The sequence below is a fragment of the Pseudoalteromonas sp. SG43-6 genome (assembly GCF_014164365.1).
Lineage (GTDB): Bacteria > Pseudomonadota > Gammaproteobacteria > Enterobacterales > Alteromonadaceae > Pseudoalteromonas > Pseudoalteromonas rhizosphaerae.
The window spans coordinates 1-26,546 of sequence record NZ_JACJEZ010000024.1; the positions used below are offsets into that span (position 1 = coordinate 1).

Annotated in this window: 30 protein-coding genes; 8 read left to right on the plus strand and 22 right to left on the minus strand. The window is 40.8% G+C overall.

The window, feature by feature from the left end; all coding sequences use genetic code 11:
* Positions 1-479 precede the first annotated feature (479 nt).
* Positions 480-1,013, plus strand: a complete 534-nt coding sequence (locus H5201_RS11730; RefSeq protein WP_182740636.1) for a gamma carbonic anhydrase family protein — start codon at positions 480-482, stop codon at positions 1,011-1,013.
* On the opposite strand, the gene H5201_RS11735 is transcribed toward H5201_RS11730, so the two are convergent.
* Both H5201_RS11735 and aroE read right to left on the minus strand, forming a co-directional pair.
* Positions 1,010-1,264 carry a DUF1488 domain-containing protein gene (locus H5201_RS11735; protein WP_182761701.1) on the minus strand — a complete coding sequence of 85 codons (255 nt, stop codon included), beginning with the start codon at positions 1,262-1,264 and terminating at the stop codon, positions 1,010-1,012. The two genes, H5201_RS11730 and H5201_RS11735, sit on opposite strands and share 4 nt — an antisense overlap.
* Positions 1,261-2,085 carry a shikimate dehydrogenase gene (aroE, locus tag H5201_RS11740; RefSeq protein ID WP_145241784.1) on the minus strand — a complete coding sequence of 275 codons (825 nt, stop codon included), beginning with the start codon at positions 2,083-2,085 and terminating at the stop codon, positions 1,261-1,263. Before aroE ends, H5201_RS11735 begins: the two co-directional genes overlap by 4 nt.
* Positions 2,086-2,152: 67 nt before the next feature.
* Between aroE and H5201_RS11745 the strand changes: the two genes are divergently transcribed.
* Positions 2,153-2,590 carry a group II truncated hemoglobin gene (locus tag H5201_RS11745; RefSeq protein ID WP_145241782.1) on the plus strand — a complete coding sequence of 146 codons (438 nt, stop codon included), beginning with the start codon at positions 2,153-2,155 and terminating at the stop codon, positions 2,588-2,590.
* A gap of 99 nt (positions 2,591-2,689) precedes the next feature.
* Positions 2,690-4,291, plus strand: a complete 1,602-nt coding sequence (locus H5201_RS11750; RefSeq protein ID WP_182784635.1) for a methyl-accepting chemotaxis protein — start codon at positions 2,690-2,692, stop codon at positions 4,289-4,291.
* A 50-nt stretch (positions 4,292-4,341) separates the two neighbouring features.
* On the opposite strand, the gene hemF is transcribed toward H5201_RS11750, so the two are convergent.
* The 6 genes from hemF to H5201_RS11780 all read right to left on the minus strand — a co-directional run bounded on the left by hemF (position 4,342) and on the right by H5201_RS11780 (position 9,241).
* Complete coding sequence (gene hemF, locus H5201_RS11755) at positions 4,342-5,259, minus strand: oxygen-dependent coproporphyrinogen oxidase (RefSeq protein ID WP_182718492.1); 918 nt, start codon at positions 5,257-5,259, stop codon at positions 4,342-4,344.
* Positions 5,260-5,261: 2 nt separating this feature from the next.
* Positions 5,262-5,828, minus strand: coding sequence for an L-threonylcarbamoyladenylate synthase (locus H5201_RS11760; RefSeq protein ID WP_182718493.1), 567 nt, complete (start codon positions 5,826-5,828; stop codon positions 5,262-5,264).
* Between the two features lie 37 nt (positions 5,829-5,865).
* Positions 5,866-6,438, minus strand: a complete 573-nt coding sequence (locus H5201_RS11765; protein WP_182718494.1) for a type I DNA topoisomerase — start codon at positions 6,436-6,438, stop codon at positions 5,866-5,868.
* Positions 6,439-6,511: 73 nt separating this feature from the next.
* The gene (locus H5201_RS11770) at positions 6,512-6,985 is read right to left on the minus strand and encodes a DUF494 family protein (protein ID WP_149983187.1); all 474 of its coding nucleotides are present in this window, start codon (positions 6,983-6,985) and stop codon (positions 6,512-6,514) included.
* A 22-nt stretch (positions 6,986-7,007) separates the two neighbouring features.
* Entirely contained in the window at positions 7,008-8,090 is a 1,083-nt protein-coding gene (gene dprA, locus H5201_RS11775; RefSeq protein WP_182740631.1) for a DNA-processing protein DprA, read from the minus strand.
* A 29-nt stretch (positions 8,091-8,119) separates the two neighbouring features.
* A complete protein-coding gene (locus H5201_RS11780) occupies positions 8,120-9,241 on the minus strand; it encodes a LysM peptidoglycan-binding domain-containing protein (RefSeq protein ID WP_182718497.1) in 1,122 nt (373 codons plus the stop codon).
* Between the two features lie 118 nt (positions 9,242-9,359).
* On the opposite strand from H5201_RS11780, the gene def reads away from it, so the two are divergent.
* From def to H5201_RS11805, 5 genes are all read left to right on the plus strand, one after another.
* Positions 9,360-9,866, plus strand: a complete 507-nt coding sequence (gene def / locus H5201_RS11785) for a peptide deformylase (protein ID WP_145241766.1) — start codon at positions 9,360-9,362, stop codon at positions 9,864-9,866.
* A 26-nt stretch (positions 9,867-9,892) separates the two neighbouring features.
* The gene (gene fmt / locus H5201_RS11790) at positions 9,893-10,846 is read left to right on the plus strand and encodes a methionyl-tRNA formyltransferase (RefSeq protein ID WP_182740630.1); all 954 of its coding nucleotides are present in this window, start codon (positions 9,893-9,895) and stop codon (positions 10,844-10,846) included.
* Positions 10,839-12,128, plus strand: a complete 1,290-nt coding sequence (gene rsmB / locus H5201_RS11795) for a 16S rRNA (cytosine(967)-C(5))-methyltransferase RsmB (protein ID WP_182740629.1) — start codon at positions 10,839-10,841, stop codon at positions 12,126-12,128. The genes fmt and rsmB overlap by 8 nt, the downstream gene beginning before the upstream one ends.
* Positions 12,129-12,145: 17 nt before the next feature.
* Positions 12,146-13,522, plus strand: a complete 1,377-nt coding sequence (gene trkA / locus H5201_RS11800; protein WP_064668279.1) for a Trk system potassium transporter TrkA — start codon at positions 12,146-12,148, stop codon at positions 13,520-13,522.
* Positions 13,523-13,720: 198 nt separating this feature from the next.
* Positions 13,721-15,871: a TonB-dependent siderophore receptor gene (locus H5201_RS11805; RefSeq protein ID WP_259399464.1), complete on the plus strand. Its 2,151-nt coding sequence runs from the start codon at positions 13,721-13,723 to the stop codon at positions 15,869-15,871.
* A 63-nt stretch (positions 15,872-15,934) separates the two neighbouring features.
* On the opposite strand, the gene H5201_RS11810 is transcribed toward H5201_RS11805, so the two are convergent.
* From H5201_RS11810 to H5201_RS11875, 14 genes are all read right to left on the minus strand, one after another.
* Positions 15,935-16,150, minus strand: a complete 216-nt coding sequence (locus H5201_RS11810) for an EF-hand domain-containing protein (protein ID WP_182740628.1) — start codon at positions 16,148-16,150, stop codon at positions 15,935-15,937.
* Between the two features lie 67 nt (positions 16,151-16,217).
* Positions 16,218-16,430: a calmodulin gene (locus H5201_RS11815; RefSeq protein ID WP_145241760.1), complete on the minus strand. Its 213-nt coding sequence runs from the start codon at positions 16,428-16,430 to the stop codon at positions 16,218-16,220.
* 84 nt (positions 16,431-16,514) lie between these two features.
* A complete protein-coding gene (locus tag H5201_RS11820) occupies positions 16,515-16,727 on the minus strand; it encodes a calmodulin (protein ID WP_145241758.1) in 213 nt (70 codons plus the stop codon).
* Between the two features lie 506 nt (positions 16,728-17,233).
* Positions 17,234-17,704 (minus strand): OsmC family protein, encoded by a 471-nt coding sequence (locus H5201_RS11825; protein WP_182718499.1) that lies wholly within the window; start codon positions 17,702-17,704, stop codon positions 17,234-17,236.
* A gap of 14 nt (positions 17,705-17,718) precedes the next feature.
* Positions 17,719-18,138 carry a GNAT family N-acetyltransferase gene (locus H5201_RS11830; protein WP_310736237.1) on the minus strand — a complete coding sequence of 140 codons (420 nt, stop codon included), beginning with the start codon at positions 18,136-18,138 and terminating at the stop codon, positions 17,719-17,721.
* An 88-nt stretch (positions 18,139-18,226) separates the two neighbouring features.
* Entirely contained in the window at positions 18,227-18,820 is a 594-nt protein-coding gene (locus H5201_RS11835; RefSeq protein WP_182740627.1) for a DUF998 domain-containing protein, read from the minus strand.
* Between the two features lie 182 nt (positions 18,821-19,002).
* A complete protein-coding gene (locus H5201_RS11840; protein ID WP_145241754.1) occupies positions 19,003-19,215 on the minus strand; it encodes a calmodulin in 213 nt (70 codons plus the stop codon).
* 148 nt (positions 19,216-19,363) lie between these two features.
* Positions 19,364-19,582 carry a calmodulin gene (locus H5201_RS11845; RefSeq protein WP_145241750.1) on the minus strand — a complete coding sequence of 73 codons (219 nt, stop codon included), beginning with the start codon at positions 19,580-19,582 and terminating at the stop codon, positions 19,364-19,366.
* A gap of 77 nt (positions 19,583-19,659) precedes the next feature.
* Positions 19,660-19,872, minus strand: coding sequence for a calmodulin (locus H5201_RS11850; RefSeq protein WP_182718501.1), 213 nt, complete (start codon positions 19,870-19,872; stop codon positions 19,660-19,662).
* Between the two features lie 452 nt (positions 19,873-20,324).
* A complete protein-coding gene (locus H5201_RS11855) occupies positions 20,325-21,005 on the minus strand; it encodes a flagellar brake protein (protein WP_182740626.1) in 681 nt (226 codons plus the stop codon).
* Positions 21,006-21,059: 54 nt separating this feature from the next.
* A complete protein-coding gene (locus tag H5201_RS11860; RefSeq protein ID WP_182718503.1) occupies positions 21,060-22,511 on the minus strand; it encodes a TrkH family potassium uptake protein in 1,452 nt (483 codons plus the stop codon).
* 51 nt (positions 22,512-22,562) lie between these two features.
* Positions 22,563-23,177, minus strand: coding sequence for a YigZ family protein (locus H5201_RS11865; RefSeq protein WP_182740625.1), 615 nt, complete (start codon positions 23,175-23,177; stop codon positions 22,563-22,565).
* A gap of 68 nt (positions 23,178-23,245) precedes the next feature.
* Positions 23,246-24,568 (minus strand): Xaa-Pro dipeptidase, encoded by a 1,323-nt coding sequence (pepQ, locus tag H5201_RS11870; protein WP_182740624.1) that lies wholly within the window; start codon positions 24,566-24,568, stop codon positions 23,246-23,248.
* A gap of 88 nt (positions 24,569-24,656) precedes the next feature.
* Positions 24,657-26,543 carry a transglycosylase SLT domain-containing protein gene (locus H5201_RS11875; RefSeq protein ID WP_182784637.1) on the minus strand — a complete coding sequence of 629 codons (1,887 nt, stop codon included), beginning with the start codon at positions 26,541-26,543 and terminating at the stop codon, positions 24,657-24,659.
* Positions 26,544-26,546 lie beyond the last annotated feature (3 nt).

Genomic DNA, 26,546 nt, shown 5'->3' on the forward strand with positions numbered 1-26,546 from the left:
ATTTTTTGCCTTGCTTAGCTATCTAAAAGAAAGTTAAGCTCGGCTGTTAGAACTCAATCTGTACGAGTGCCCACACAGATGATTGCTTTATATTGTTAAAGAACGTTGCGGTTAAAGTTAAACTTCATCTCGCTAGGGCTGCGCATATTACGCTTTCCTATTTTTTTGTCAACACTTAACTTTAAACTTTCTTAAAAATCTAAACTTAAGTTTTACTCGACTAACTGATTAACTCTTGCAGCTTAAGCGTTGCCTGCTGCCGTCTCAGTGGGGTCGCATTATAGGGCGCGGCGAATTTTACGCAAGCGTTTTTTAAAGAAAACTTGAAATAAAGTGCTGTTCGTTCAATTTACGCGCTAAACAGCTCAAAAGTGCTAGTTTAGTATACAGCACAGATCCTAGCTGGCCATTTTATAGGCTCTACTGCTACACTATTTACCTCTTACTATTGAACTTATTCTTAATTTATTAGGTGTTTTATGGCAATCCGTTCTTATAAAGGAATTACTCCTCGTTTTAACCAGTCTGTTTATATAGATGAGTCGGCTGTTTTAGTTGGTGATATCACATTAGGTGAAGATAGTAGTGTATGGCCGTTAGTAGCAGCACGAGGGGACGTTAACTATATACGCATTGGTGAACGTACTAACGTGCAAGACGGCAGCGTGTTACATCTAACGCGTGCCAGTAAAAGTAACCCAGATGGTTATCCATTAATTATTGGTGATGATGTTACCGTTGGTCACAAGGTTATGTTGCACGGCTGTTGTTTGGGTAATCGTATTTTAGTCGGCATGGGCGCGATTGTAATGGATAATGCCATTATTGAAGATGATGTGATAATTGGTGGCGGTTCATTAGTTCCACCAAACAAGCGCTTGGAATCGGGCTTTCTCTATGTGGGTAGTCCAGTAAAGCAGGCGCGCCCTTTAACCGAGCAAGAGCTGAGTTTTTTAAAAATATCAGCAACTAATTATGTTGAGCTTAAAGATGAGTATCTAGCTGAGGATTAACTCAGCACTGAAACAATGATTTGTCCTGCCGAGTTATATTCTTCATTCTCGATTAGTTGCTCGGCTATATCTTCATAGTCAAAACGCGCCTGTTCAAAATGTAACTTTGCAGCTTGTTGGTCTGCCAATGTTAGCGTGTGTGTGTCAATGACACATTCAACCATTAAGCCACTTACTTGAGCAAAAAACGTTAACTGCTGGGATTGTACGTTAAATTCAAATCGGTCGATAAATTGGATTGCTTGGTTCATGCAAGCTCTCCGGTTTTTAATGCTCGAACAACAGGGAGTATTTCAGGCATATTATTGCGCCACACAAAATAGGCTTGTGCAGCTTGCCCTACTAGCATGCCACTTCCATCAAGTACGTTAATATTAGCCTTATAGCCCTGAGCCCATTGCATAAACAGCGTATTTTGCTGTGAATAAAACATATCATAAACATGTTCACAGCCATCAAGGTGTTTTTTATCAAGCGCAGGCAATTCACCAAGCATACTGCTAGATGTAGAGTTTACAATTAGCGAGTAATCACTTACTGGCAAATCATCAAAACCATAGCCAGTTACATTACCGTATTGGGCAAATAATTCAGCTAGTTCCTTAGCTTTTGCTGCCGTACGATTGACTATAATGATTTCACTCGGCTGTTGTGCCAATAACGGTAAAACCACGCCACGTGCAGCGCCTCCGGCACCTATAAGTAAGACCCGTTTATCTTTAATGGTAACCTGATTCGCAAGCAGATCGTTCACAAAACCAATGCCATCGGTGTTGTCACCTAGCAAGCGCCCATCATCTAATAACTTAATAGTATTTACTGCTCCGACAATGGTTGCCAATTCAGTTCGCTCATCAACTAGCGCAAATGCTTGCTCTTTAAATGGCACTGTAACATTAGCTCCTTTACCGCCTGTGGCAAAAAAATCGGCCACGGCTTTTTTAAAACCATCAATCGGTGCTAATATTGCGCTGTATTCGATTTGTTCGCCCAATGAGGTTGCAAATTGCTGATGTATCGCAGGGGATTTTGAGTGTTTAATAGGATTTCCAAAAACTGCATATTTGTCCATATTTGAGCAACCTCTTTGTGCAGTAACATTACCTCGTAACTTACTGCTAATTAATGATGATAAAACTATGATTAAACGATTCTTTTCAAAATCGAAACCACCAGAACAACAGCAAGCACCAACGCCAGAAAAAACACCTTATCAACTGATGGGTGGAGAAGCTGGTGCTTTAGCACTTGCGAATCGATTCTACGACATTATGGCCAGCGATGAATACGCTAAACCGTTATATGATATGCATCCTCAACCATTGGACCGTATTCGCCAAGTGTTTTTTGAGTTTTTATCAGGGTGGTTAGGCGGCCCAGACTTGTTTGTTGAAAAGCATGGTCACCCTATGCTGCGTAAACGCCATATGCCTTTTCCAATTGATCAAGATTTACGAGATCAATGGATGTATTGCATGAATAAAGCGTTAGACGCGGAAATTGATAATCCCTTATTACGAGAAGGGTTACGTAAATCTTTGGCACAACTTGCCAGTCATATGATTAATCAGCACTAGCACTTCTCTTTAACTGCACGTTATTTGCGCTAAGTCAAAACGGCCTTTTTTTAAATATAGATAATACGTGATCAAATATTTAGAAAAAGCGTCGTGCGTGTGAAATCAATCCAACATAAAATTTATGCCCTATTGGCCCTAACAGGCATTATTGTGTTAATTGCCAGTATTCTTAGTAGCTCAAGCCAACAACGAACGCTTGCGCAAGACACTGTTGCAGAAAATATTAAGCTTCTTGCTGATAACTACTTTGACTCTATCAATACTTTGATGATCACAGGCACCATGGCAAATAGAGAGCTATTAAGCCAAAAACTACGCAAGCACCCAAATATTGAAGATGCGCATATTATTCGCTCCCCAATTGTTAATAAACTTTATGGGCCGGGCAATAAAAATCAAGCGCCGAGCAACGATATCGAACGCGAGGCTTTAAAAGGCAAGGAAACATTGCTAATTGATCAGCAAAATAATAGCCGCAGTATAACTTTTCTGCGCCCTATGTTTGCCAGTAGCGATTATAAAGGCACTAATTGCCTTGGCTGTCATCAAGCACAAGAAGGTGATGTACTCGGCGTAGTTAAAATTAGTTACTCATTAGCTGATATTGATAATGCGGTGACTTACAACACCCTAGTAAATACCGCATTACTCTCTATTATTTTTATTATTGCCTTTGTATTACTGGGCATTATGTTTAGACAAATTTTTATTGTACGCCTTAAAAAGCTAGGTCATGCTATGCATTTAGCTACAACCAACAAAGATTTAAGCCTGCGAATTGACGATAGCGCTGAAGATGAACTGGGTTGGCTCGCCACCAGCTTTAATAAGATGATCGCTACCTTTAAAGATAATATTGCTCAAGTATCTCATTCATCAAAAATATTGATCCACTCAGCAGAAAAAATTTATACCTCAGCGGATACTACTGAGCGCGCTATTTTAGAGCAAAAGAAAAATACAGACTCCGTGGCAGCTGCTATAAACGAACTAGAGAGCTCCTCTAATGAAGTAAAAAACACCACTCACTTTGCCTCTGAAAAATCAGAAAACAGTAATGAACTGGCACAACAAAGTATGCATGTTGCTGAACAAACAGAACTCAGTATTAATCAATTAGCAGACGATGTTCGCCAAGCTGCAGCGCAAGTAAGTCAACTACAAGTACAAACACTTGAGGTAGGAAAAGTACTCGAAGTGATTAGCAGTATTGCTGAACAGACCAATTTGTTAGCTCTTAATGCTGCGATTGAAGCCGCACGTGCAGGTAAAGCTGGGCGGGGCTTTGCTGTGGTGGCTGATGAAGTACGTACATTGGCAACTCGTACTCATGCATCCACCGATGAAATTCGTCGCACAATCGACAAACTGCAATCCGAAGCGGCGCAAACGGTTAAAACCATGGGTGAATCGTGTGAGGAGGCTGATGCTAGAGCGCAACAAGTAAAAAATGTTGCTCAAGCTTTAAAAGATATTTCTATGCAGATGAATGAAATAAATCAACTTAATATTCAAATAGCCGACGCGACAGAACAACAAAACTTAGCCGCAGAGGAAATAAATAGGAGTGTTATTGGTATTAGTGATAACGCTGAGCGGTCATTAGTGGATGCTAACGATAACCAAAAAGTAAGTGAGGAGCTGTTAAATCTAGCGCGTTCACTGGATGAGCAAGTAAGAAGCTTTAAATTGATGTAATACTTAAAGTTGCCAGTCAATAAACCAGATATTGACTGGCAGCCTGCTTACTATGCTAGCCCTAACCAGTCTCTTGGTTTTAAAAAGTCAGCGTATAGCTTATTTTCAGCACTGCCTTCTTCGGGTGTATAGTTATATTCCCAACGCGCTAGCGGCGGCATCGACATTAATATTGATTCTGTACGTCCGCCACTTTGCAAGCCAAATAAAGTGCCACGATCCCACACTAAGTTAAACTCAACATAACGGCCACGACGATAAAGTTGGAAGTCTCGTTGCTGCTCAGTAAATAGGGTTGCTTTTCTACGTTCAATAATAGGTAAATAAGCACCTAAAAAGCCATTGCCTACTGCTTGCATAAAGGCAAAGCTTTGCTCAAACCCGGCTTCATTCAAATCATCAAAGAATAAACCGCCGACACCGCGCGTTTCATCGCGATGTTTTAGGTAAAAATACTCGTCACACCATTTTTTATATTTAGGGTAAACCTCATCTCCAAACGGCGCACATAAATCATGCGCGACTTGATGCCAATGTTGAACATCTTCAAGCTCAGGATAAAATGGCGTTAAGTCAAAACCACCACCAAACCACCAAATAGGCTCCTCACCTTGCTTTTCTGCAATGAAAAAGCGTACGTTAGCATGGCTCGTTGGAATATGTGGATTGTTTGGGTGGATCACTAGCGAGACACCACAGGCATGGAAGCTACGACCAGCAAGTTCTGGACGATGCGCAGTTGCCGATGCCGGCATTGAAGCACCAAACACATGCGAGTAGTTCACCCCACCTTGCTCGATCACATTGCCACCACGAATAACACGAGTTCGGCCACCACCGCCTTCTTCGCGCTGCCAACTGTCTTCTACAAACTTGGCTTGGCCATCAGCTTGCTCTAAACCTTGGCAAATTGTGTCTTGCAAGGCCATCAGGTAGGTTTTTACTTGTTCGAGTAAATTGCTGTGCATGGTTATCCTCTAAATACTTTGCCGGTCATTACATCTTTAATAGTGCTAGGCTGCGTGTTACCACCGAGTGGTTCATCTACATAAAATGCCACCAGCTCGCCAAACTCACTTTTAGCCATTGCAATACTAGTGACCGTATCATGTCCTGATAAGTTAGCACTAGTAGACACAAGAGGTTTGCCTAATTCTTGGCATAAGCGCTTTACTGTTGGGTGATTAGTTACACGCACAGCAATACTATCAAATTGTCCTGTTAACCATTTAGGCGTACCTTTAGCCGCTGGCATAACCCAAGTAATTGCGCCGGGCCAGCTGGAAAAAATATCAGCGCGTTTATCCATCGGAATTTTTGCATCATCAACATACTTTAATAATTGCCCATAATTATCGGCAATTAAAATTAAGCCTTTCTCAACGGGCCGCTGCTTTATTGCAAGTAAGCGCTCCACAGCTTGCTGATTATCGGGGTCACAGCCTAAGCCATAAACAGCTTCGGTTGGGTAAACAATAACCCCGCCTTGCGACACAGCAGCAAGGGCTGTTAAAGGAACTGAGGTAGTATCAGTCACTGAAAATCTCCAAATACAATAAAATTAAAGCCGGTAATTATTCGCTCACCGTGAATTTATGCGAGCAACTTTTCTGAGGGCATTGTAGCACAACACTATTGGTCATTTGCTTTTGCATCATTACTGGCCATTGGCACGCGGGGCAGATATGGCTAACTGGTTTGTGATTGAGTGTGTATTTACAACTTGGATAGCTATTACATGAATAAAATGTTTTACCAAATTTATTACTACGCGCCACTAACTGGCCTTTTTTACACTTAGGGCAAGCAGGTAAAACTTCTTCATTTGGCTCAGGCTCATCATGAGCAATATAGTGACACTCAGGATAACCCGTACAGCCAATAAACATACCATAGCGGCCATTCTTCACTACTAGCGGATTACCACACTCTGGACAAGGGCTATCATCAAGTACTTTGATTTGTTGAGTATCATGTTGAGCAAGCGAGCGAATAAAATCACATTCGGGATAACTCGCACAGCCAAGGAAAGGACCTGATTTACTGTTGCGGATAACAAGCTCTGAACCGCATTTAGGGCACACTTCGTATTCTTTTTCTAAGGCATGTTGATTTGCAGAAAAAAGCGATTGGTCGATTTTACTCATGTGTTCCCTAAGCAGCTGACTAATTTTCGCCTAATATACCCAAACTAATTAAAGATACAAGCGCAGCACTTGCTTAATGTAGTACCTCTGCCGGCTCATCAAAAATAAGTTCTTCCATTTGTGCATAAGCTTGCTCTGAGCCTGGCACATTAAACAACACCATAAGTACCACCCATTTTAAATCATCAAGTGATATATAAGCTTTATCTAATGCGAACAAACGATCCATAACCATTTCACGCGTTGCGCTGTTGATCACTCCGACTTGTTCTACAAACATTAAAAAGCCCCGACACTCTACGCTCAACATGTGGCATTCACTATCGGTAAAAATACGTATCGCATGTTGTGGGAGGCGGTTTAAATAAGGGAATTCATCACTGTGCTGCAAGTCAGCAAGCTGCTCAAGCCAATCAAGTGCTTTGTATATTTCGGGCTTATTAAAGCCGGCACGTAATAATTCGTCAGTGAGTTCATTATGCTCAACAAAGACTTCGGCTTCGCTGTGAATGTAGTTTTCAAACAGATACATGAGGATATCGAACATGTTACTTTCCTCCACACTAAGCTTATCGAACTCTAATATAGCCATCTAATACACGCTCTACTCTATCTTCCAATTCAAGATCAAGTAAACGTGCTTGCACTTTATCTATTGGCCACTGGCTACGCTGAGCAATTAAATCAACAGCTGTTACCTCAAAACCAACACTGTTTAGTATTTCGCAGGCAGGTTCATCAACCGTTGCTTCTTCTATAGTATATAGACTGTTTTCGCAGAAAAAGCTCACTTCGTCGAGAATATCACTGACATTTTCCACCAGCTTTGCACCTTGTTTAATTAAAAAGTGACTGGCTTCAGAGAGTGGATTTTTAATTGAACCAGGCACTGCAAAAACTTCTTTGTTTTGCTCCAGCGCATAACGCACGGTGATAAGCGAACCGCTTTTTATTTCAGCCTCGACAATCAACACACCTAATGACAAACCAGATATTATACGATTACGTCTTGGGAAGTTATTAGCATTAGCGGCTGTACCGGGTAAAAACTCGCTCACCAACATCCCCCGTTCAGATACTTGATCGGTGAGTAACTTATGCCGTTTAGGATAATAAACATCCACTCCAGTACCAAGCACTGCAATGGTTTTACCATTGCCCGCCAGCGCTCCTTTGTGGGCAGCACCATCAATACCAAGCGCCATTCCGGAAGTTACCGTTAATCCTGCCACAGTGAGTTGATGAGCAAATTCAGCGGCGATCTCTAAACCGATTGGCGTGGCATTGCGGCTTCCAACAATAGCGATTTGCGGACTGGTCAATAACTCTAAATTGCCTCGGCAAAATAGCAATAAAGGCGCGCTAGCAATTTCTTTTAATAATGGTGGATAGTGAGGATCGAAGTAATCAATTGCGGTTATCTGTGAGTTAACAATTATCTGTTGATAATAGTCAACTTGCTGCCAATCGGTTGCTAGTAAATTAGTGGCGACCTGCGGGCTTAAACCATGACCGGTAAGCTGATCGTGAGTCAGCTCAAACAAATCATCTAATGGCAGTTTTTGTGCCAATGCCAATAAGGTTTTAACACCTAAGCCTTTACATAAATAAAAGGCAAGCCAATGGGTTAGCTTGCCTGATGAATCTTTCATGCTCCCTCCTTAGAGCACTCAAACCTGAATTAATTTATAACTGCAAAATCACCGACTCGGATTGGGTGCTGGTTTTTTACGATTAAGGCATAACTAACGTTTTTATAAACTTTAAACACCATTAGCTGACCGACCTGTTCTTTTGGCATATGCCACACAGTCGTGTCGGCATCTGCCTCAACGCCAAAAAATTCGTTGGCGTTTGTTACTAACTTTTCAAGGCTATTTGAATCTTCTTTGTAGCGTGGGCCATTGCGACCATCAAAAACAGTCGGTGATTGACGCTCAATATCTAAAATATGGCCTTCTTTAATTTGCTGCTCTGACCCTAAGTTTAGCACTACAATATCCATTGTGCTGAATTCTCGTAATCCACTCACTGATGCGATGATTTCACCTTGCACTGGCTGCTCAGGACGGTGAATATTAAAATACGCAGGTAATAGCTGACCTTCTATCGCAGGCATTAAAAAATCACCCGCTTTGATTTCTCTCTTTACCTGTTCAACTTTAACTGAAGCAGGTACACCATTGGCAATATCACCTTTTCTAAATACACGACCCACCGCCACTAATTGTGCTTTATTAGCCAACACTTCGTTCGTTTGCGGATCAACATATGCTTCGCCGTTGCGGTAAATAGCGTATGACTCGTGTAATTTCAGCTCACCTTTAACATAAACTATATGGCCTTCGGTATTCATTTTAGTGTTGACATTGGCACCTAAAATATAAGGTTTATCGGCAATGTCTTCAGCATTTAGTGCTTGCTCATAGGTTAGGTAAGGACGCAGCAGCTCAAGAGGTAACGTAGGGATCGCATTTTTACCTTTTTGCACAATTCGACCATGTGGAGAAAGCTTTTTATAACCCTGATTAATCACCAAACGTGGATTACCGTGCTCATCGTAGATTAAAGACAGTGCATCCCCTGGGTAAATTAGGTGTGGATTATTAATTTGTGGATTCATTTGCCAAAGTTCCGGCCACTGCCAAGGCTCTTGCAAATAAACTCCTGAAATATCCCAAAGTGTATCGCCCTTTTTCACAACGTATTGTTTAGGCGCATCTTTTTTTATAGTTAATACATCTGCTAAGGATGGGAAAGTAGCACTTAATGCCAACATTGCCGCGAGTAATGGGTATTTCATTGAGCTTCCTTGTGGTGTTTTTTCATTATTATCAACCAAAACCTGTTAAAGGTGAACGCGAATGGCTAAAATAAGAGCATACAATACCCTAAATTAAGCACAAGTGAAAAAGGTTACTATGGCTAGGTTAGAAGTTTTAAGATTTCCAGATGAGCGTTTACGTACAATAGCAAAAGAAGTGGTGCAAGTTGACGACCAAATTCGCCAAATTGTAAAAGACATGCTGGAAACTATGTATGATGAAAACGGCATTGGATTAGCTGCGACTCAAGTCGATATTCATCAACGTATTGTGGTCATTGACGTATCAGAAGAACGTGATGAACCGTTAGTATTGATCAACCCGACAATCACTAAACAAGATGGCACCACGGTAAGTGAAGAAGGCTGTTTATCTGTGCCACACTCTTATGCAAAAGTTGACCGCGCAGAAACTGTAACAGTGACCGCATTAAACGAAAATGGCGAAGAGTTTAGTTTAGATGCTGATGAGCTATTAGCAATTTGCATCCAGCATGAGCTTGACCATTTACAGGGTAAACTATTTATCGATTACTTATCACCGTTAAAGCGCCAACGTATTCGTAAAAAACTTGAAAAAGAAGCTAAGTTAGCAGCGCAATAATACCTTAGTAATAATTAGGAAGTTCAGTGACACAACCATTACGCATTATTTTTGCCGGTACGCCAGACTTTGCTGCGCGCCATTTACAAGCTCTTATCGACTCAGAGCATCAAATTGTTGGCGTGTATAGCCAACCCGACCGTCCAGCAGGGCGCGGTAAAAAACTCAAAGCCAGTGAAGTGAAAGAGCTAGCACTGGCAAATGAGTTAGCAGTGTTCCAACCTGCCTCATTAAAAAGTGACGACGCTCTGGCTGAACTAAGCAGCTTAGATGCTGACCTTATGATCGTGGTCGCTTATGGATTACTGTTACCAAAAGCAATTTTAGAGGCGCCACGGCTTGGTTGTTTAAATGTACACGGCTCAATTTTACCGCGCTGGCGTGGTGCCGCGCCGATTCAACGCGCTATCTGGGCCGGCGATGAAGAGACTGGCGTCACCATAATGCAAATGGATGAAGGCCTAGATACCGGCGACATGCTGCATATTAGCCGCTGCCCTATTACCGCCACTGAAACAAGTGCAAGTTTATACGCTAAGCTTGCCGATTTAGGCCCAAGCGCACTAATAGACACCATTACTAAGTTAGCTAATGGCGAAATTACCCCGCAAGTACAAAATGACGAGCTTGCCAATTACGCTAAAAAGCTATCTAAAGACGAAGCAAATATTGATTGGTCGATGGACGCAGCGCAAATAGAGCGTAATATCCGCTCATTCAATCCATGGCCGGTCTGTTTTACTCAAATGGGTGAACACACTGTAAAAGTTTATCAAGCTAATGTTGTTGACCAGCAAGGCACGGCAGGAACGGTATTACAAAGCGATAAACACGGCATTGTGATTGCCTGTGGTACTAACGCACTTAATATCACTCAAGTACAACCACAAGGTAAAAAGCCAATGGCCATTACTGACTTTTTAAATGGTCGAGCAGACTGGGTAACTCCTGGCACACGAATAGGCGAACACAATGAGTAATGTCAGGGCGATTGCAGCCGAAACTTTATATAACGTGGTTGATAAAGGCGCCTCATTAAATCAAGAGCTGCCTTTTGCCAGCCAAGGTTTACCACCTAAAGATAAAGCGTTATTACAGCAAATTTGTTACGGCGTACTGCGTTATTTACCAAGTTTAGAAAATTATTGTCAACATTTAGTTGAGCAGCCACTTAAAGGTAAGCGCCGTATATTCCAGTTCTTACTGTATGTGGGCATTTACCAACTACAACATATGCGGGTTCCACCGCATGCAGCAATTAGCGAAACGGTTAATGCATTAGAACAACTGCGCGCATTGGGTTTAAAAGGCTTGATCAACGCTATTTTACGCAGCTTTCAGCGCCAGCAAGTAGAGCTTGAAGAAAAAGCCAAGCAAATACCAGTGTGTTTATACAACCACCCAAACTGGTTTATCAAACAAGTAACTGAAGCTTACCCTGACTCTTGGCAAGCTCTACTAGAAGCGAACCAGCAGCAAGCACCAATGTGGTTGCGTGTTAACCAAGCGCAATATAGCACCGCTGAATATAGCGAAATGCTCACTGCTAATGACATTGAACATACACTCAATCCTGATTTCCCTGATGGTATTAAGCTGGATAAACCGCGCGATGTGTTTTCGTTGCCTGAATTCGACACCGGCGCATGTTCAGTACAAGATGCAGCAGCACAGCTTGCGGCACGCTTGTTAGATCCAAAAGCTGACGAGCATATTTTAGATGCCTGCGCAGCACCCGGTGGTAAAACCTGTCACATTCTAGAACTCGCAGATGCTGATGTACTGGCACTTGATAGCGATGCCACCCGCCTTGAACGTGTAAAGCAAAACCTTGAAAGAATTGGCTTAGGCGCTGATTTACAATGTGCCGATGCTTCGCAACCACACAAATGGTGGGATGAGCAACAGTTTGACCGTATTCTATTAGACGTTCCTTGCTCTGCAACGGGTGTTATTCGTCGTCACCCAGATATCAAATGGCTACGTCGTGCATCAGATATCAATGATCTGGCGACACTCCAAGGCGATATTCTCAATAGCATTTGGCCATTATTGAAACCAGGTGGCACGCTAATTTATGCAACCTGCTCAGTATTACCACAAGAGAACCAACAGCAAGTCGCTAAATTTTTAGCAAATAATAACGATGTTGAACATATCCCGCTACATGATAACGATACCCCAAGCAACCCTGGGCTGCAGTTACAGCCTGGTGAGAGTGACGGATTTTATTATGCCAAGCTTATAAAAACACACTCATAAGAAGCTTTTAGTAAACCATGAAAATAATCATACTCGGTGCAGGACAAGTAGGCGGTACACTCGCTGAAAACCTGGTAGGTGAACAAAACGAAATCACGGTTGTTGATATTGATGGCAACCGATTACGTGAGTTACAAGATAAATACGATCTACAGGGTGTTACAGGTCATAGTGCCCACCCTGATGTATTACGCCGCGCCGGTGCGGAAGACGCCGATATGATCATCGCAGTAACCAGTTCAGATGAAGTGAACATGGTCGCTTGCCAAGTCGCGTATAGTATTTTTAATACGCCGACTAAAATTGCTCGGATCCGTTCTGAGCAATACTTAAAGTACCGCGAAAAGCTCTTTCAAAACGATGATTTACCTGTTGACCACTATATTGCTCCAGAGCAACTAGTGACTAAGTATATTCGTCGCTTGATTGATTATCCTGGCGCGTTACAAGTTTTAGAGTTTGGCGATGGCATGCTCTCGCTGGTGGCGGTAAAAGCTTACTACGGCGGATTGTTAGTCGGTTATGCATTGTCAGCATTAAAAGAGCATATTCCTAATGTTGAAACTCGTGTTGCTGCGATTTACCGCCAAGGTAAAGCAATCAAACCACTGGGTACTACAGTAATTGAAGCGGATGATGAAGTGTTCTTCCTCGCTGCCACCAAACATATTCGTGCAGTAATGAATGAACTACAGAAATTAGAGCGTTCATACAAAAAAATTATGATTGCTGGTGGCGGTAATATTGGCGCTGGGCTTGCTCGCTCTCTGGAAAAGAATCATAGCGTAAAATTGCTTGAACGAAATAAAGAACGTGCTGAGCAGTTATCAGAAATGCTTGATAATACAGTGGTGTTTTGTGGTGATGCGTCAGATCAGGAGTTGTTATCAGAAGAACACATCGAACAAGTTGATGTATTCATCGCGGTAACTAATGATGATGAAGCTAATATTATGTCAGCCATGCTCGCTAAACGCATGGGTGCGCAAAAAACCATGGTGCTTATTCAGCGCGGCGCATATGTTGATTTAGTGCAAGGTGGCGAAATTGATATTGCCATTTCACCACAGCAAGCCACGATTTCTGCCCTGCTTACCCATGTTCGCCGCGGTGATATTGTTAATGTGTATTCATTACGTAAAGGCGCAGCAGAAGCCATTGAGGCTGTGGCCCATGGCGACGAACATACCTCTAAAGTTGTCGGCCGTGCAATTGCTGATATTAAGCTGCCTGCAGGTACCACGATTGGCGCGATTGTCCGTAATGATGATGTACTCATTGCCCACGACGACACGATAATTCACTCAGGCGATCACGTCATTATGTTCTTGATCGATAAAAAGCATATCAACGTAGTTGAAAAACTGTTCCAAGTTAGCGCTATCTTTCTCTAAATTACTCCTCACCTTTCGACACAAAGCAACTGTATCGAAAGGTGAATTTCCACCCCAATAAACACAAATGAAAATCAATCTCAAAAGCATTTACTTCCGTACCCAAATCCATTACTCTCACGCTGTTTGATAATCAAGCGTTTTCTCTTTCTGTGAGAAGTTAATTTCACATTTTTTAATATAAATGGATTTCTTCAAATGATACACCCAACTTTAAACACCCCTCTTTGTGTTACATATTGCAGTGTTATTGGTATTCTTGTGTGTGGACTATCAACAAATGCAAATGCCGAAGCTAAAAACGACATTGAAAAACTAACCATAGTGGGCCAGCAAGATAGCGGCTACAAAGTCAGTGCAATGAACTCAGCAACAGGGCTTGATCTCAGCCACTTGCAAACTCCGCAATCAGCTATCGCTATCACCAGTGAATTTATGGCCGATCAACAATTAAATAGTGCTATTGAAGCCATCACCAGCGTAACCGGCATCAATGCAAGAGAGGCCGATAATGGTAAATATTCAATTTCAGCGCGCGGTATCAGTGTTACCAGTATTTTATATGATGGCATAGCAACTACTTATGATACCCGATTTAATTACGGCGATAACTTAACAGATACTGCTATTTATGAGCGGATTGAAGTTGTCCGTGGTGCCACAGGGTTAATGCTCGGTGCAGGTAATCCATCAGCAGCAATTAACTTAATACGTAAGCGCCCTACTGTGCATAACCAAGTAAATATTTCTGCAACGGTTGGTTCTTGGCAAAACTATCGTGGTGTGGTTGATGCATCGGGTAGTTTAAATAGCAGTGAAACCGTGCGTGCGCGTGCCGTACTCGCCTATCAAGATCAGCAATCATATCAAGACAGGTTCAGCCAAGAAAAAACCACATTATACGGTATTATCGAAGCTGACCTAACTGATAGTACCCTATTAACTTTTGCTGTTGATACGCAAACCACAGACCCAAAAGGCACGATGTCGGGTGGACTACCTATTTTTTATAGCGATGGCACCCGAACAAACTATGATAGAGAAACATCCACAGCGCCAAATTGGTCATCTTCAAAAACTAAAGCATTGAATAGCTTTATGAGTATTGATCATTACTTCAATGCTAATTGGCAGCTAAGTGCGAGCTATATATATGGTAATAATGACCTACATTACGATGTTTTTTGGGCGACAGGTAACCCTGACTCACAAACGAATATAGGCATGATGCCCGGTTCAGTAAATTATATTGATGCCAAGCGGATTCAGCGCACCTACGAGATAGAGCTTACCGGTAGATTTAACTGGTTAAATCAAAGCCACCAAGTCATGTTTGGTTACAATAGCCAAGAGCAAGACTTTACAACCCCCTACTTCCCGGGGCAAGAAGAGGCAGAAATCATCGGCGATTTTACAGCCCCAAACTATGACTACCCAAAACCAACTTGGCAAGCTACACCCGCCTTTGGCTCTTATGGCACAACAGAGCAAAATGCTTTGTACTTTGCTTCACAACTTAATCTAACAAATTCACTCTCATTGGTTTTAGGAAGCCGATTAAATCAATGGCAAACAAATCAAGATAACTTTGGCAGCCAACATGATTATAAATTAGATAACGAGCTGACCAATTATTTAGGTGCTACTTATAGCTTGGCAGATAATTGGGCACTTTATGCTAACTACACCGATATATTTACCCCGCAAAGCCGCGTCGATAAAAATGGTAATTACCTTGACCCAATTCAAGGTCAAAATTATGAGCTAGGTATCAAGGCCTCATTATTGGACGAGCGTTTAGACATTGCACTATCGGGTTTTGAAATTCAGCAAGACAATGTGGGCGAATACACTGGCGAAACAATTCCAGACACTCTTCAGGCAATTTATCAACCAATTGATGGTACGGTCACCCAAGGGCTTGAGTTTGAACTTAATGGTGCATTTACTGATAGTTGGAATGGCTATTTTGGCTACACTTATAGCGAAGGTGAAACGCCCGAAGGTGACATCCTCAATAGCACAAACCCAAAAAATCAATTTAAGTTATTTACCACTTATAAATTAGATCACCTGTTAACAGGGTTGAAAGTCGGTGGCGGTTATCGCTGGCAAAGTCGCAGCTATGATGAAGTAAAAAACCCAGTTCACGGTCAAGTTGAAGTAGAGCAATCAAGTTATGGCATCGCAAGCCTTATGAGTAGTTATCAAATTAACTCACAAGTGTCTGTTAGCGTAAATATTGATAACTTATTTGATAAAACTTATTACAACCAAATCGGTTTTTATAATCAATACCGCTATGGTAACCCGCGAAAATTTTCACTGCAATTTGACTACAGCTTATAACCATTCAAGTTAACCAAAAAAGCAGCTTAATGAAGCTGCTTTTTTGGTACTGTGCTGTACGTTTTATTGTACTCTGGCAAACTCTTCTTTTGACAATTCACCATTGCTATCAGTATCTAAATCAGAGAAAATTTCAACTAATTGTGCATTTACTGATGCTTCTTTTTGGCTGATCACGCCGTCTCCATCAGTATCAAATGTGTCAAAACTAACTGCTGCAAACGCAGTTGATGAAGCCGCTAAGGCAAAAATAGCAAGTGCTGTATTAATATGTTTCATAGTGTTATTCCTAATAATTTAAAAGAAAGAAATCCTTTTCAGAGATCCCTGTTTGTGGAAACTGAAATTACGCTTTTGAAAATTCTTCTTTTGATAACTCACCGTTTTGGTCAGTATCAAGCTCAGCAAACTTAGCTGAAATAGTCGCATCAGCAGATGCTTCTTGTTGGCTGATTACACCATTGCCATCAACATCAAGAGTATCGAAGTCAGTTGCTGCAAAAGCAGCTGATGATGATGCCAACGCGATAAGTGCTAATGTTTTATTTAATGTGTTCATAATTATCTTCCTTCCAAAATTTAGTGTGCTTGCTTAATCAAATGCGCAGGTCCTTTGCAAAGATCCTTGTGTGAAAATAAGCGATTACGCTTCAGAAAACTCAGCTTTTGAAAGCTCACCATTACCATCAGTATCTAACTCAGCAAACTGGCTCATTAATTTTGCATCAACTGCCGCTTCGCTTTGGCTGATCGTGCCGCTACCATCAACATCTAAGGTGTCAAAGTCAGTACCTGCAAATGCTGCTGATGAAGAAGCTAATGCGATAAGTGCTAATGTTTTATTTAATGTGTTCATAATAAATATTCCTTCAAAGTTTATGGTTGTGAACTTAAGTGATAATCACCGTTTCGTTCAAGACAACTAGAGTATTACAACTTCGGTGCCAACAATTTATTATCATTAAAAATCATGAGGTTATATTTTATTTTGATGTTTTCGTGGAATTTAGAAGGACTATTCTGTTGCAGTTTAGCAACAAGATTTATGCGTTAACCTATAAAACCATACAAATCAAATGGTTAATAGTTATAAAAATGACACAACTCGAGAAACTATGCTGATAATAGTGTTTTTTTCAAAGATGAGTACCCTAACCGCAACTGAACAGCAACTTTAACTGATAAAAATTAAATTTTTTTCATAAATTAACAATCTGAATTGTAAGGAGAAATTAAATTTATTTTGGTAAGTAAAAAATAAAAACGCAGTTAGTTTATGAAAATTCGTGTTTTGTTGCCATTATGCGAAACAATAGCAACGATATTGCAGTTTTAACTGCTCTAGGTATTCTTACAATTTAATTAAGCACCAACAATTTCAATCACAATATGTGTTTTCACCGAATTGGCGATAAAACATAACTCATGAGCCTGGTGATGCATTTCTTCTAATTGCTCTGCACTAGGTTGCTCATTTTCGGCAAACTTCACACATGGTTTTAAAGTTACTTGAGTCATCGACATACGCCCATCACTAGCGCGCTGCATCAAACCAACGGCATCATCTTGATAGCTATCAACTATAAACTTATTTTTTGCCGCAATAGATAAGAAAAATAACATATGGCAGCTCGACAATGACGCAATAAATGCCTCTTCGGGGTCGACACTTTCTGCCACAGAATATGGCAGTGGCACGATATGCGGTGAGGAGGATGCAGCAATAGTTGCCCCACCATCAAATTGCCACAAGTGACCTCGGCTATATTTATTATCGATAAACAACTCTTCTGCTTGGCGAGACCACACAACACTTGCTACATATTCAGACATTGAAATTTTTCATCCTAAGTAAATTTACACATCCCACAGCCCAGAATTTTATCCGGCCTACTAAAATATCCGTAACGAGCATAAAAAGATTCTTTACCTTTGGCTGAGAGCAGTCCGATGGTTGCATCTTTTTTTGCTGCCCCAGCCAAATACATTTCTATATTATCCTTAATCAACGCACCAATACCTTGCCTTTGAAAGTCAGGATCGACAACAACATCTTGGATATAAAAAAATAAACCACCATCACCTATTACACGACCCATACCAACAAGTAGCCCCTCCTGTCGGATCACTACATGAAATAACGAGTTGTTTAAACTAGTATTCGCCAGATCAGCGTTAACTTTACCCCAACCGACTTTCTCTCTTAATAAACAAAATTCTTCTAAAGATGGACAGCTCAGTTCCACGGTATAGCTAACACTTTTCACTAAGCCTAATCTCCGTCATTCAATATCTAATTCATCTTTGCTTAAGCGTTTTACAAAGCAACACTTACTGTTGAAATCTAAAATTAAATTACAGCACCAACGAAAATGCACTCAACCACAACAACTGCACACCATAAGCTAATCGTTGATAAGTGCCTACACTGCCTTTTTGCTTAAATGCTTGCGTCAACAAAACTAAAAAGTAACAGGCAATACACACACACAAAATTGAAAAAAGCCGAAATGAAATACTGGTATATGAACTTACAGCAACAAAAATTGGCGCAATCAGCAAAGACAGCAGCATTACCAAGCCAGCCCAAGAATGTATTTGGCAACTCAAAGTAGGGTTTTTAGTATTAGGATCCGCATCCATAGGGAAGTAACCAGCAATCCAGGTACCCACACCATGAATCATGACAAGCCAACCGACCAACGTAATTAATATAGCGGTATTTTCCAGTTGTACGACATACCAACCAAATAAACAAAATAGTAATCCAAGAGGATAGTTATTAATAAGCGGGGATAGTTTTTCCGTGGGACTGCCAGCAGCACCGAGCTCGCTGCAAAATTGCTTTGCATGACTATAGTTTGGATAACACCTACCAGCGATATACACCCCAGCAACAATCCATATACTCGCGCTTAGTGCTGAATATAAACTAATAATCTCTAACATTAGCAACTTCCATGTATAAATTAATACCACGATAATAAGCTGATGTATTTATGTTGTAAATAATATACTTAACCGCACAGGAAGCACACAGGCATAAAAAAAGCAGCCCGGGGGTATTGGCTGCTTTTGAACGTAATCAATGTAAAAGTCCTTTTAAAATTCCTTGTAGGCGGAAGCTATAATTAGGCCTTTGCGAACTCAGCTTTTGAGAGCTCACCGTTACCGTCTGTATCAAGCTCTGCAAATTTACTCATAAGCTCAGCATCAACCGATGCTTCACTTTGGCTGATTGCGCCGTTGCCATCAACATCTAGCGTATCAAAATCGGTAGCAGCAAACGCCGCTGATGAAGATGCCAGTGCGATAAGTGCTAATGTTTTATTTAATGTGTTCATAATTAATATTCCTTCAATGTACTATCAAAAAATTTGTCTCAATACTGGTTTTCAATGCGAGTAAAGTCTTCCTTGTTATCCTTTATCATGGGTTCCCTGCCCACTTAGGTTGTCTTTGGCAACTCAGGATAAACTCAGTATTAGGTTATTAAGCTTTTGAAAACTCTTCTTTTGATAACTCACCGTTTTGGTCAGTATCACGCTCTGCAAATCTATTTAAAAGCTCAGCATCTTCTGCGGCTTCAACTTGACTGATCACACCATTTTCATCAACATCAAGGGTATCGAAGTCTAACGCCTCAAAGGCAAATGCTGCTGATGAAGAGGTTAATGCAATAAGTACTATCGCTTTATTTAGTATGTTCATTGGTTATCTCCTTTCACCTGAGATGATTAATAGTGTGTTACGAAGTCCTTTTCATTTTTCCCTGTCAAAAAGCGACATTAAGCTTTTGAAAACTCTGCTTTTGAAAGCTCGCCGTTACCGTCGCTATCAAGCTCTGCAAATTGGCTCATAAGCTCAGCATCAACTGAAGCTTCACTTTGGCTAATTGCGCCATTACCATCAACATCTAATGTGTCAAAGTCTGTTGCAGCAAATGCGGCTGAAGAAGATGCTAGAGCAATAAGTGCCAACGTTTTATTTAATGTGTTCATAATAAATATTCCTTCAATGTTTATGGTTTCGAACGATGTGCTAATCACATTTTCGTTCTGTACAACTAGACTATTACAACTTCGGTGCCACATTTTAAAAAACCTTTAAAATCAAATCGTTAAAAATAAATTTTACTTTTGACTGGCTATTTACGGTGTTTTTTGTTGCTTTTTAGCAACACGTAAACCACCTATAAAATATAGTTTATAAAAATCAATTGATTAGGTTTAATAGAAAAGACACAGATCAGTACTTACAGTGTTCGTATTTATATTTTTATAGGCAAGAAAAGTGACAGGCGCTGAAATTAACCAGCTGAAAACTAGCAACTGAAATAAATAAAAAATCTATGTTACTGATAATTAATAACAATAAAAATAAATTTAGAGTTCTTTAAGGTAGGTTACGGTATATCCGCTATTTTGTCGCAAAATAGCGAATATGCACAAATTTACACCAGCGGCTCAAGCACTGAAAGGTCAATAAAGTGGTCTTTCATGAAAGTTTTCATCTCGTCTTCACTTGCCGTTAGTTGAATACCAAACTGCGCGCTAGTGGCATGGCTTTTAACACTGCATATTTGTCCGCTAAACTCAGTAACACCTTTATTATTTTTATCGAGCATAATATGACACTGAGTATTCTTTAATTCACTGAGATCAGCTTTGCTTTTTACATCAAACATCACCCCAGTTACTGAGATATCTTTAATAACTCCTTGCATCTCGCGTTCGTCATTAAACTTTATTTTTGCAGCTAATAATGTGGGAATACGAGTTTGTGATCGTAAACTAAATAATTGCACTTCAGTTGGGAAGTTTAAATAAATAAGCCGTGCCGGGTGCGACGACACTGACATAACCTGCTGACGAAATGCTATAACTTGCCCACCACCGCTTTCAAGCACCGCTCTGACGATCACCACAACACCATCTTTTAAATATTCCCCCGCGTTACCTAAACGCTTTGCTGAGGGGTAATTTAAGATCACAAAACGCTCATGCAATAAACCAACAAATTCAGTTTTAACTCGTTTGCTGGCTGTGGGTGTTAAGATTTCGACATCAACAATGCTACCAGCACTAATATAGGCAAGGTTTTCTAAGTTTAATTGTTGTCTTGTTTTTGCCATTTCCTTTCCAACTACAAATAAATCATCTTGTACAAGTAATCGCTTTTATACAAATTAACCACGCCAGAAGGTCGGTGTAAACAACACTAATAAGGTGAATATCTCTAATCGCCCAAACACCATCGCAATGGTTAATAGCCATTTAGCGCCATCACTAATAGCGCCATAATGCGACGCAACATCCCCCAAACCAGGGCCGAGGTTATTTAAGCAAGCTGCGGTGGCTGAGAACGCCGTTATGTTATCCATACCGGTCCCCATTAACGCTAACATAATAATGACAAATACCAACGCATAAGCAGAGAAAAATCCCCATACGGCTTCAACTACTTTATCTGGTAATGCCTTACGACCAAGTTTAATAGAGTAAATAGCACGAGGATGCACTAATCGATTAAGCTCACGTATTCCTTGCAGATAAAGCAAAAACACCCGAACTACTTTCATACCGCCGCCGGTTGAACCCGCACAACCACCAATAAAGCTCGAAAATATCAGTAAAATAGGCAAGAACAACGGCCATGCTGAAAAATTATCGGTGGCAAAACCCGCAGTAGTACTAATTGATACCGCTTGAAATAATGCCTGATCGAGCGTTTCGTCACCGTTTGCATATATATTATTGGACGACAGTACCGTAAAACACACAATCACCAGCGCTAGTTGAATAAACAAAAACACTTTAAACTCAGGGTCGCGGATATACACCCTGAGATTTCGACTCGAAACAGCCGCGTAATGCAAGGTGAAATTAACGGCAGCGATGATTAGAAATATCACGCAAATAAAGTTGATTAATGGACTGTCAAAGTGTCCCATAGAAGCATCGTAAGTAGAGAATCCGCCTATTGCAACTGTAGAAAATGAATGACAAATGGCATCAAACCAATTCATTCCGGCAGCCCAATATGCCAAAGTACACGCCGTAGTTAACGACACATAAATATACCAAAGATGTTTTGCGGTATCGGCAATACGTGGCGTCATTTTGGAGTCTTTAACAGGCCCGGGAATTTCAGCTCGATACAGCTGCATACCACCCACACCAAGCATTGGTAGTATCGCAACCGCAAGTACGATTATCCCCATACCGCCAAACCATTGTAATTGCTGACGATAAAATAATACCGATTTAGGAAGATACTCAATGCCCGTGAGCACAGTTGCCCCTGTAGTCGTTAAACCTGAGAACGCTTCAAATACCGCATCCGCTAAAGATAAATTAGGTTCTTGTAAAAAAATCAGCGGTAAGGATGCGAATGCCCCTAGAACTAACCAAAATAGCACCACAATTAAAAAGCCTTCGCGTGCTTTCAAATCCCCATGCTCATGGCGGTTAGGGTAGTAAGCAATTAAGCCAATAATTACACTGAATATAAATGCGAGGACAAATGGCACACCACCACCATCTTTATAAATGAGCGATACAATTGCCGGCGGCACCATAGTGATACTAAACAGTACAACCAATTGGCCGAGAATTTTTATGATGGTACGAAATTGCATTGAGCTATCGCTTTTTTATTAAGTAATGATTAGTGCGTGAATGCTATTGTCTTACTCTTTAATACTTAACTCAACCGCGCCATGACTCAAATCATAAATATCTTTTATGGCTTGTGTGGCTTGGCGGCTATCTATAGTGATAACCCATTCAATATTAGCAGTAAATTGCTTTTCTATGTTAAGTACTTGATATTGCGTTTTTAGTAACTGCTCTATCGCTCCTTGCGTGCTGTAATCACTACAGCCCACCAGCTCAACACTAGGAACTTTTAATGTGGTTGTTAAATGTGCCAAGGCATTATTTAGCGAGCCACCATATGCTCTGACTAATCCGCCAGTGCCTAATTTTATACCGCCAAAGTAACGAGTAACCACAGCAGTGATTTCTCCAAGCCCAGAGCCCATTAACACATTAAGCATAGGCTTTCCTGCCGTACCATTTGGTTCACCATCATCAGAGAAACCATACACATGACTACCACCTGGATTGCCTGCAACATGCGCCCAACAGTTATGACGAGCATCACTGTATTTACTTTCAATCTCACGGATAAACGCTTTTGCCGAGGCTAAATCTGGCGTATGAGCGATATGCACAATAAAGGTGCTTTTTTTTATTTCTTCTTGATGAAAAACGGTTGCTGCTGGGTACTTATATTCTGACATTCTTTGATAAACCCAAATAATGAAGCAAAAAATGGGGCCATATGGCCCCAACTTTTAACACCTGATAATTAATCTAACGATAAATCACGGGTCATATTTTCTAAGCTATCTTCGTGAACAATAATATTGTCCTCGATACGAATACCACCAAATGGTTTAAACGCTTCAACCTTTTCCCAGTTAATAAACTGTTTGTTGTCAGTTTGCGCTAAATCGCCAAGTAATGAGTCGATAAAGTACAAACCAGGTTCAATCGTGAATACTTGGTTTTTCTCAATCAAGCGCGTACAACGCAAGAATGGATGACCTTCAGGTGGGGCTTGATGCGTACCCTTTTCATCAGCCATAAAACCACCCATATCATGTACTTGTAAACCAAGATGATGACCAAGTCCATGCGGGAAGAAAGTAGACGTAATACCGCGCTCAACGATCTCAGCAGCTGGTAACTTAACAATATTAAAATCACTAAGCACCTGAGCAATACGTTGATGGCAATCTAAGTGCAGTTCACCGTATAACAAGCCTGGTTTCAATGCTTTACCCAATGCAATTTGATGTTGTGTCATTGCGGCAATTAATTCGGCAAACTCGCCCGACTTTTTAAAATCATAAGTACGAGTTATATCTGCAGCATAGCCATGAAAGTTAGCGCCAGCATCAATTAAGAACGAATGATGTGCCTTTGGGGCTTGAGGCTCAAAATGAGTGTAGTGCAAAATAGCGCAATTTTCGTTAAGCGCAACAATATTGCCATACGGCATTTCGTTTTCGCTTTGGCGAGTAGCCATTAAATACGCTTGCTGAATATCAAATTCAGAGCCACCGTTAAAAAAGGTATCACGCGCCGCTTTATGACCATCAACCGCAATACGGTTAGCTTGGCGCAAGCATTCAAGTTCGTATTGAGTTTTATAAGCGCGGTGGTAATTAAAGTAATTGAGCACCGGCTCTGGATTCATAATGCTAAAGCCTAGCGCTTGGGCTACTTCTAGGTATTCACCGATATAAGCGTACTTCGCTTTATCGTACGGTAATAGTTTTTCAACTTGATCAGGCTGTAATAATAGCTCGATATCAAAGTAATCAGCCCAAAAATCTCGTGGCTCATCTGGCACTTTGTGCCAAAAGTCGACTGGGCGATAAAAAATTAGTTTTGGCTTATCACTGCCATTTACAACAATCCAACAATGTGGATTATCGATGACCGGTAACCAAGCTTTAAAATGCGGGTTAACTTTAAACGGATAATACATATCGTCTAAAAACTGACGTTTAGCTTGTCCAGAATGGATCACTAAACCTTCTAATCCTTCACGTTCAATAATAGTACGAGTACGCTGCTGCAGTGTTGCAATATGTTCGGCATATAAAACGGCTAATTTATCCATAGAAAACCCATCTGTTAAATTTAACTTATTTCAAGTCTAACATAGACCCTGTTTAACCCCAATGCAGATGCGCTAAAGCATTTGTGCCTTAGCCACCCATCTTCATATCCAAAATTGGTGCCAATATATTTCCTTCGCGCCCTAAACGCGTGTGATAAACCTGACGATATGCAAACACATTTTTTACGTACTCCCGAGTTTCACGATACGGGATAAGCTCGATCCATAATTCAGCAGGTATGGCTTCATCTGGTAGCCACTTTCTGATTCTATGGTAACCGGCGTTATACGAGGCAGTTGCTAGTATTTCGTTGCCATGGTTTTTCTTTTTTAAGTATTCTAAATACTCTGTACCTAAACGTATATTGGTCTTAGGTTGACTTAAACGGTTTCCTGAAACAGTACTTTTATTGACATACTTTGCTGTACTTGGTAATAGCTGCATTAAGCCACGCGCATTAGCATGAGAACGTGCATCAGGTGCAAAAGAGCTTTCACGGCGCGAAATAGCAATGCTCCAAGTAACATCTATATGATTACGTTTACTATAACGTTCAAATAAATCTTGAAAAGCAAATGGGAAACGTAACTCTACATAATCCCATGCCTTAATTTGCGCTAAAGTATAAATAGTACTGTCGTACCAATCTAATTCTGCTGCGAGTTTTGAAGCCGCGAGCTTTTCTTCATCACTAGAAGTGCTTGTTAAATAATTCCATTCGCGACGAGCAGAAGTAAACCGCTCAAGTTCATACATCGCTTTAGCACGTTTAAAACCAGGGGCATTAGCCACCTCATGCATTAATTTGTCGCTCACTAACAATGGTTGATTATTGAGCTCAATAGGTAAACCCAACCGCGCAGCAGCCAAAAATCCATAATAATCACGCTCTTTTGCGACTATTTGCCAAATAGCTTTAGCACGCTGTGTATCACCTCGTTGTTCTAAACTATACGCTAACCAATATTGCTGACCCAGACTAAGATTTTCTTTACCTGTAAAAAACGCCACAATGCCCGACCAATCTTGGGTTTTTAGCATATTGCCTAACTGCCATTGCATTAATTTACGATCTTGGCGATCTTTGGGCACTTTACTCAACCAAAAACGCGCCTCAGGGTGGCCACTTGATGCCAGCGCTAAAGCAAAACTATAGTAAACATCAGCCTTTTGCTCGTCAGAATAGTTAAACATTTTGTCTAACTTTTCCCACGCCTTAAGTGCCAAGGTTTTATCTCGCCAAATTAAGCGTTTAATTCCATAGTGTGCAATTTCACTTTCTTTAACTGTTTTATGCTTATAGCGGTACATTCCTGCTACTGCACTGGGATCACTGCGAACTTTTCGGTAAAAGTCAGCCAAGTATTGCTCATTTTTCGGTAATAAGGTTTTTAAGTATGGCAGTAAACTTTGCGAGCCACCTTGTGCCGATAACGTAATGCGTTGCCATATTTGCTCTTGGCTCATATAACCTTTTTTACGCCAAACATTAAATAGTGAATCGCATTCTTCTGGCTGTGATTTCCCGACAGTCCATAAATTTGTTACTTGACTCATTATCGCTTGTTCCGGCGCCCCTAAATCAAGCTGATACTGCAGGTAAGTGCAAGTCAGCTCACTATTTGTAGTCTCGCGATAATTATTAATAAAAGCAGCTTTGCGGTTTTGCTTTTGTAAATTCTGCAGCCATGCTTTGCGCACCGGCCACTCTAAAGGCGTACTTTGATAAATAGTTAAATAACGCTCTATTTCAGATTGATGCTCAATATCAGGATGGCGCTGCCAATAGAGTTGCTCTACATAAGGCTTTAATGGATGGTCTAGCTGTGCAACGACTTCCTTAAACTCTTGATAACTAGCATATTTGACTTTTTTTTCAGCATCTAAAAATGCGTCATGCTCCGTATTAGCGTAGGCAGAAAATAAAGGAAATAATAATGCTGCTGCCGTTACACTTAAAAATTGTTTTTTCATGAT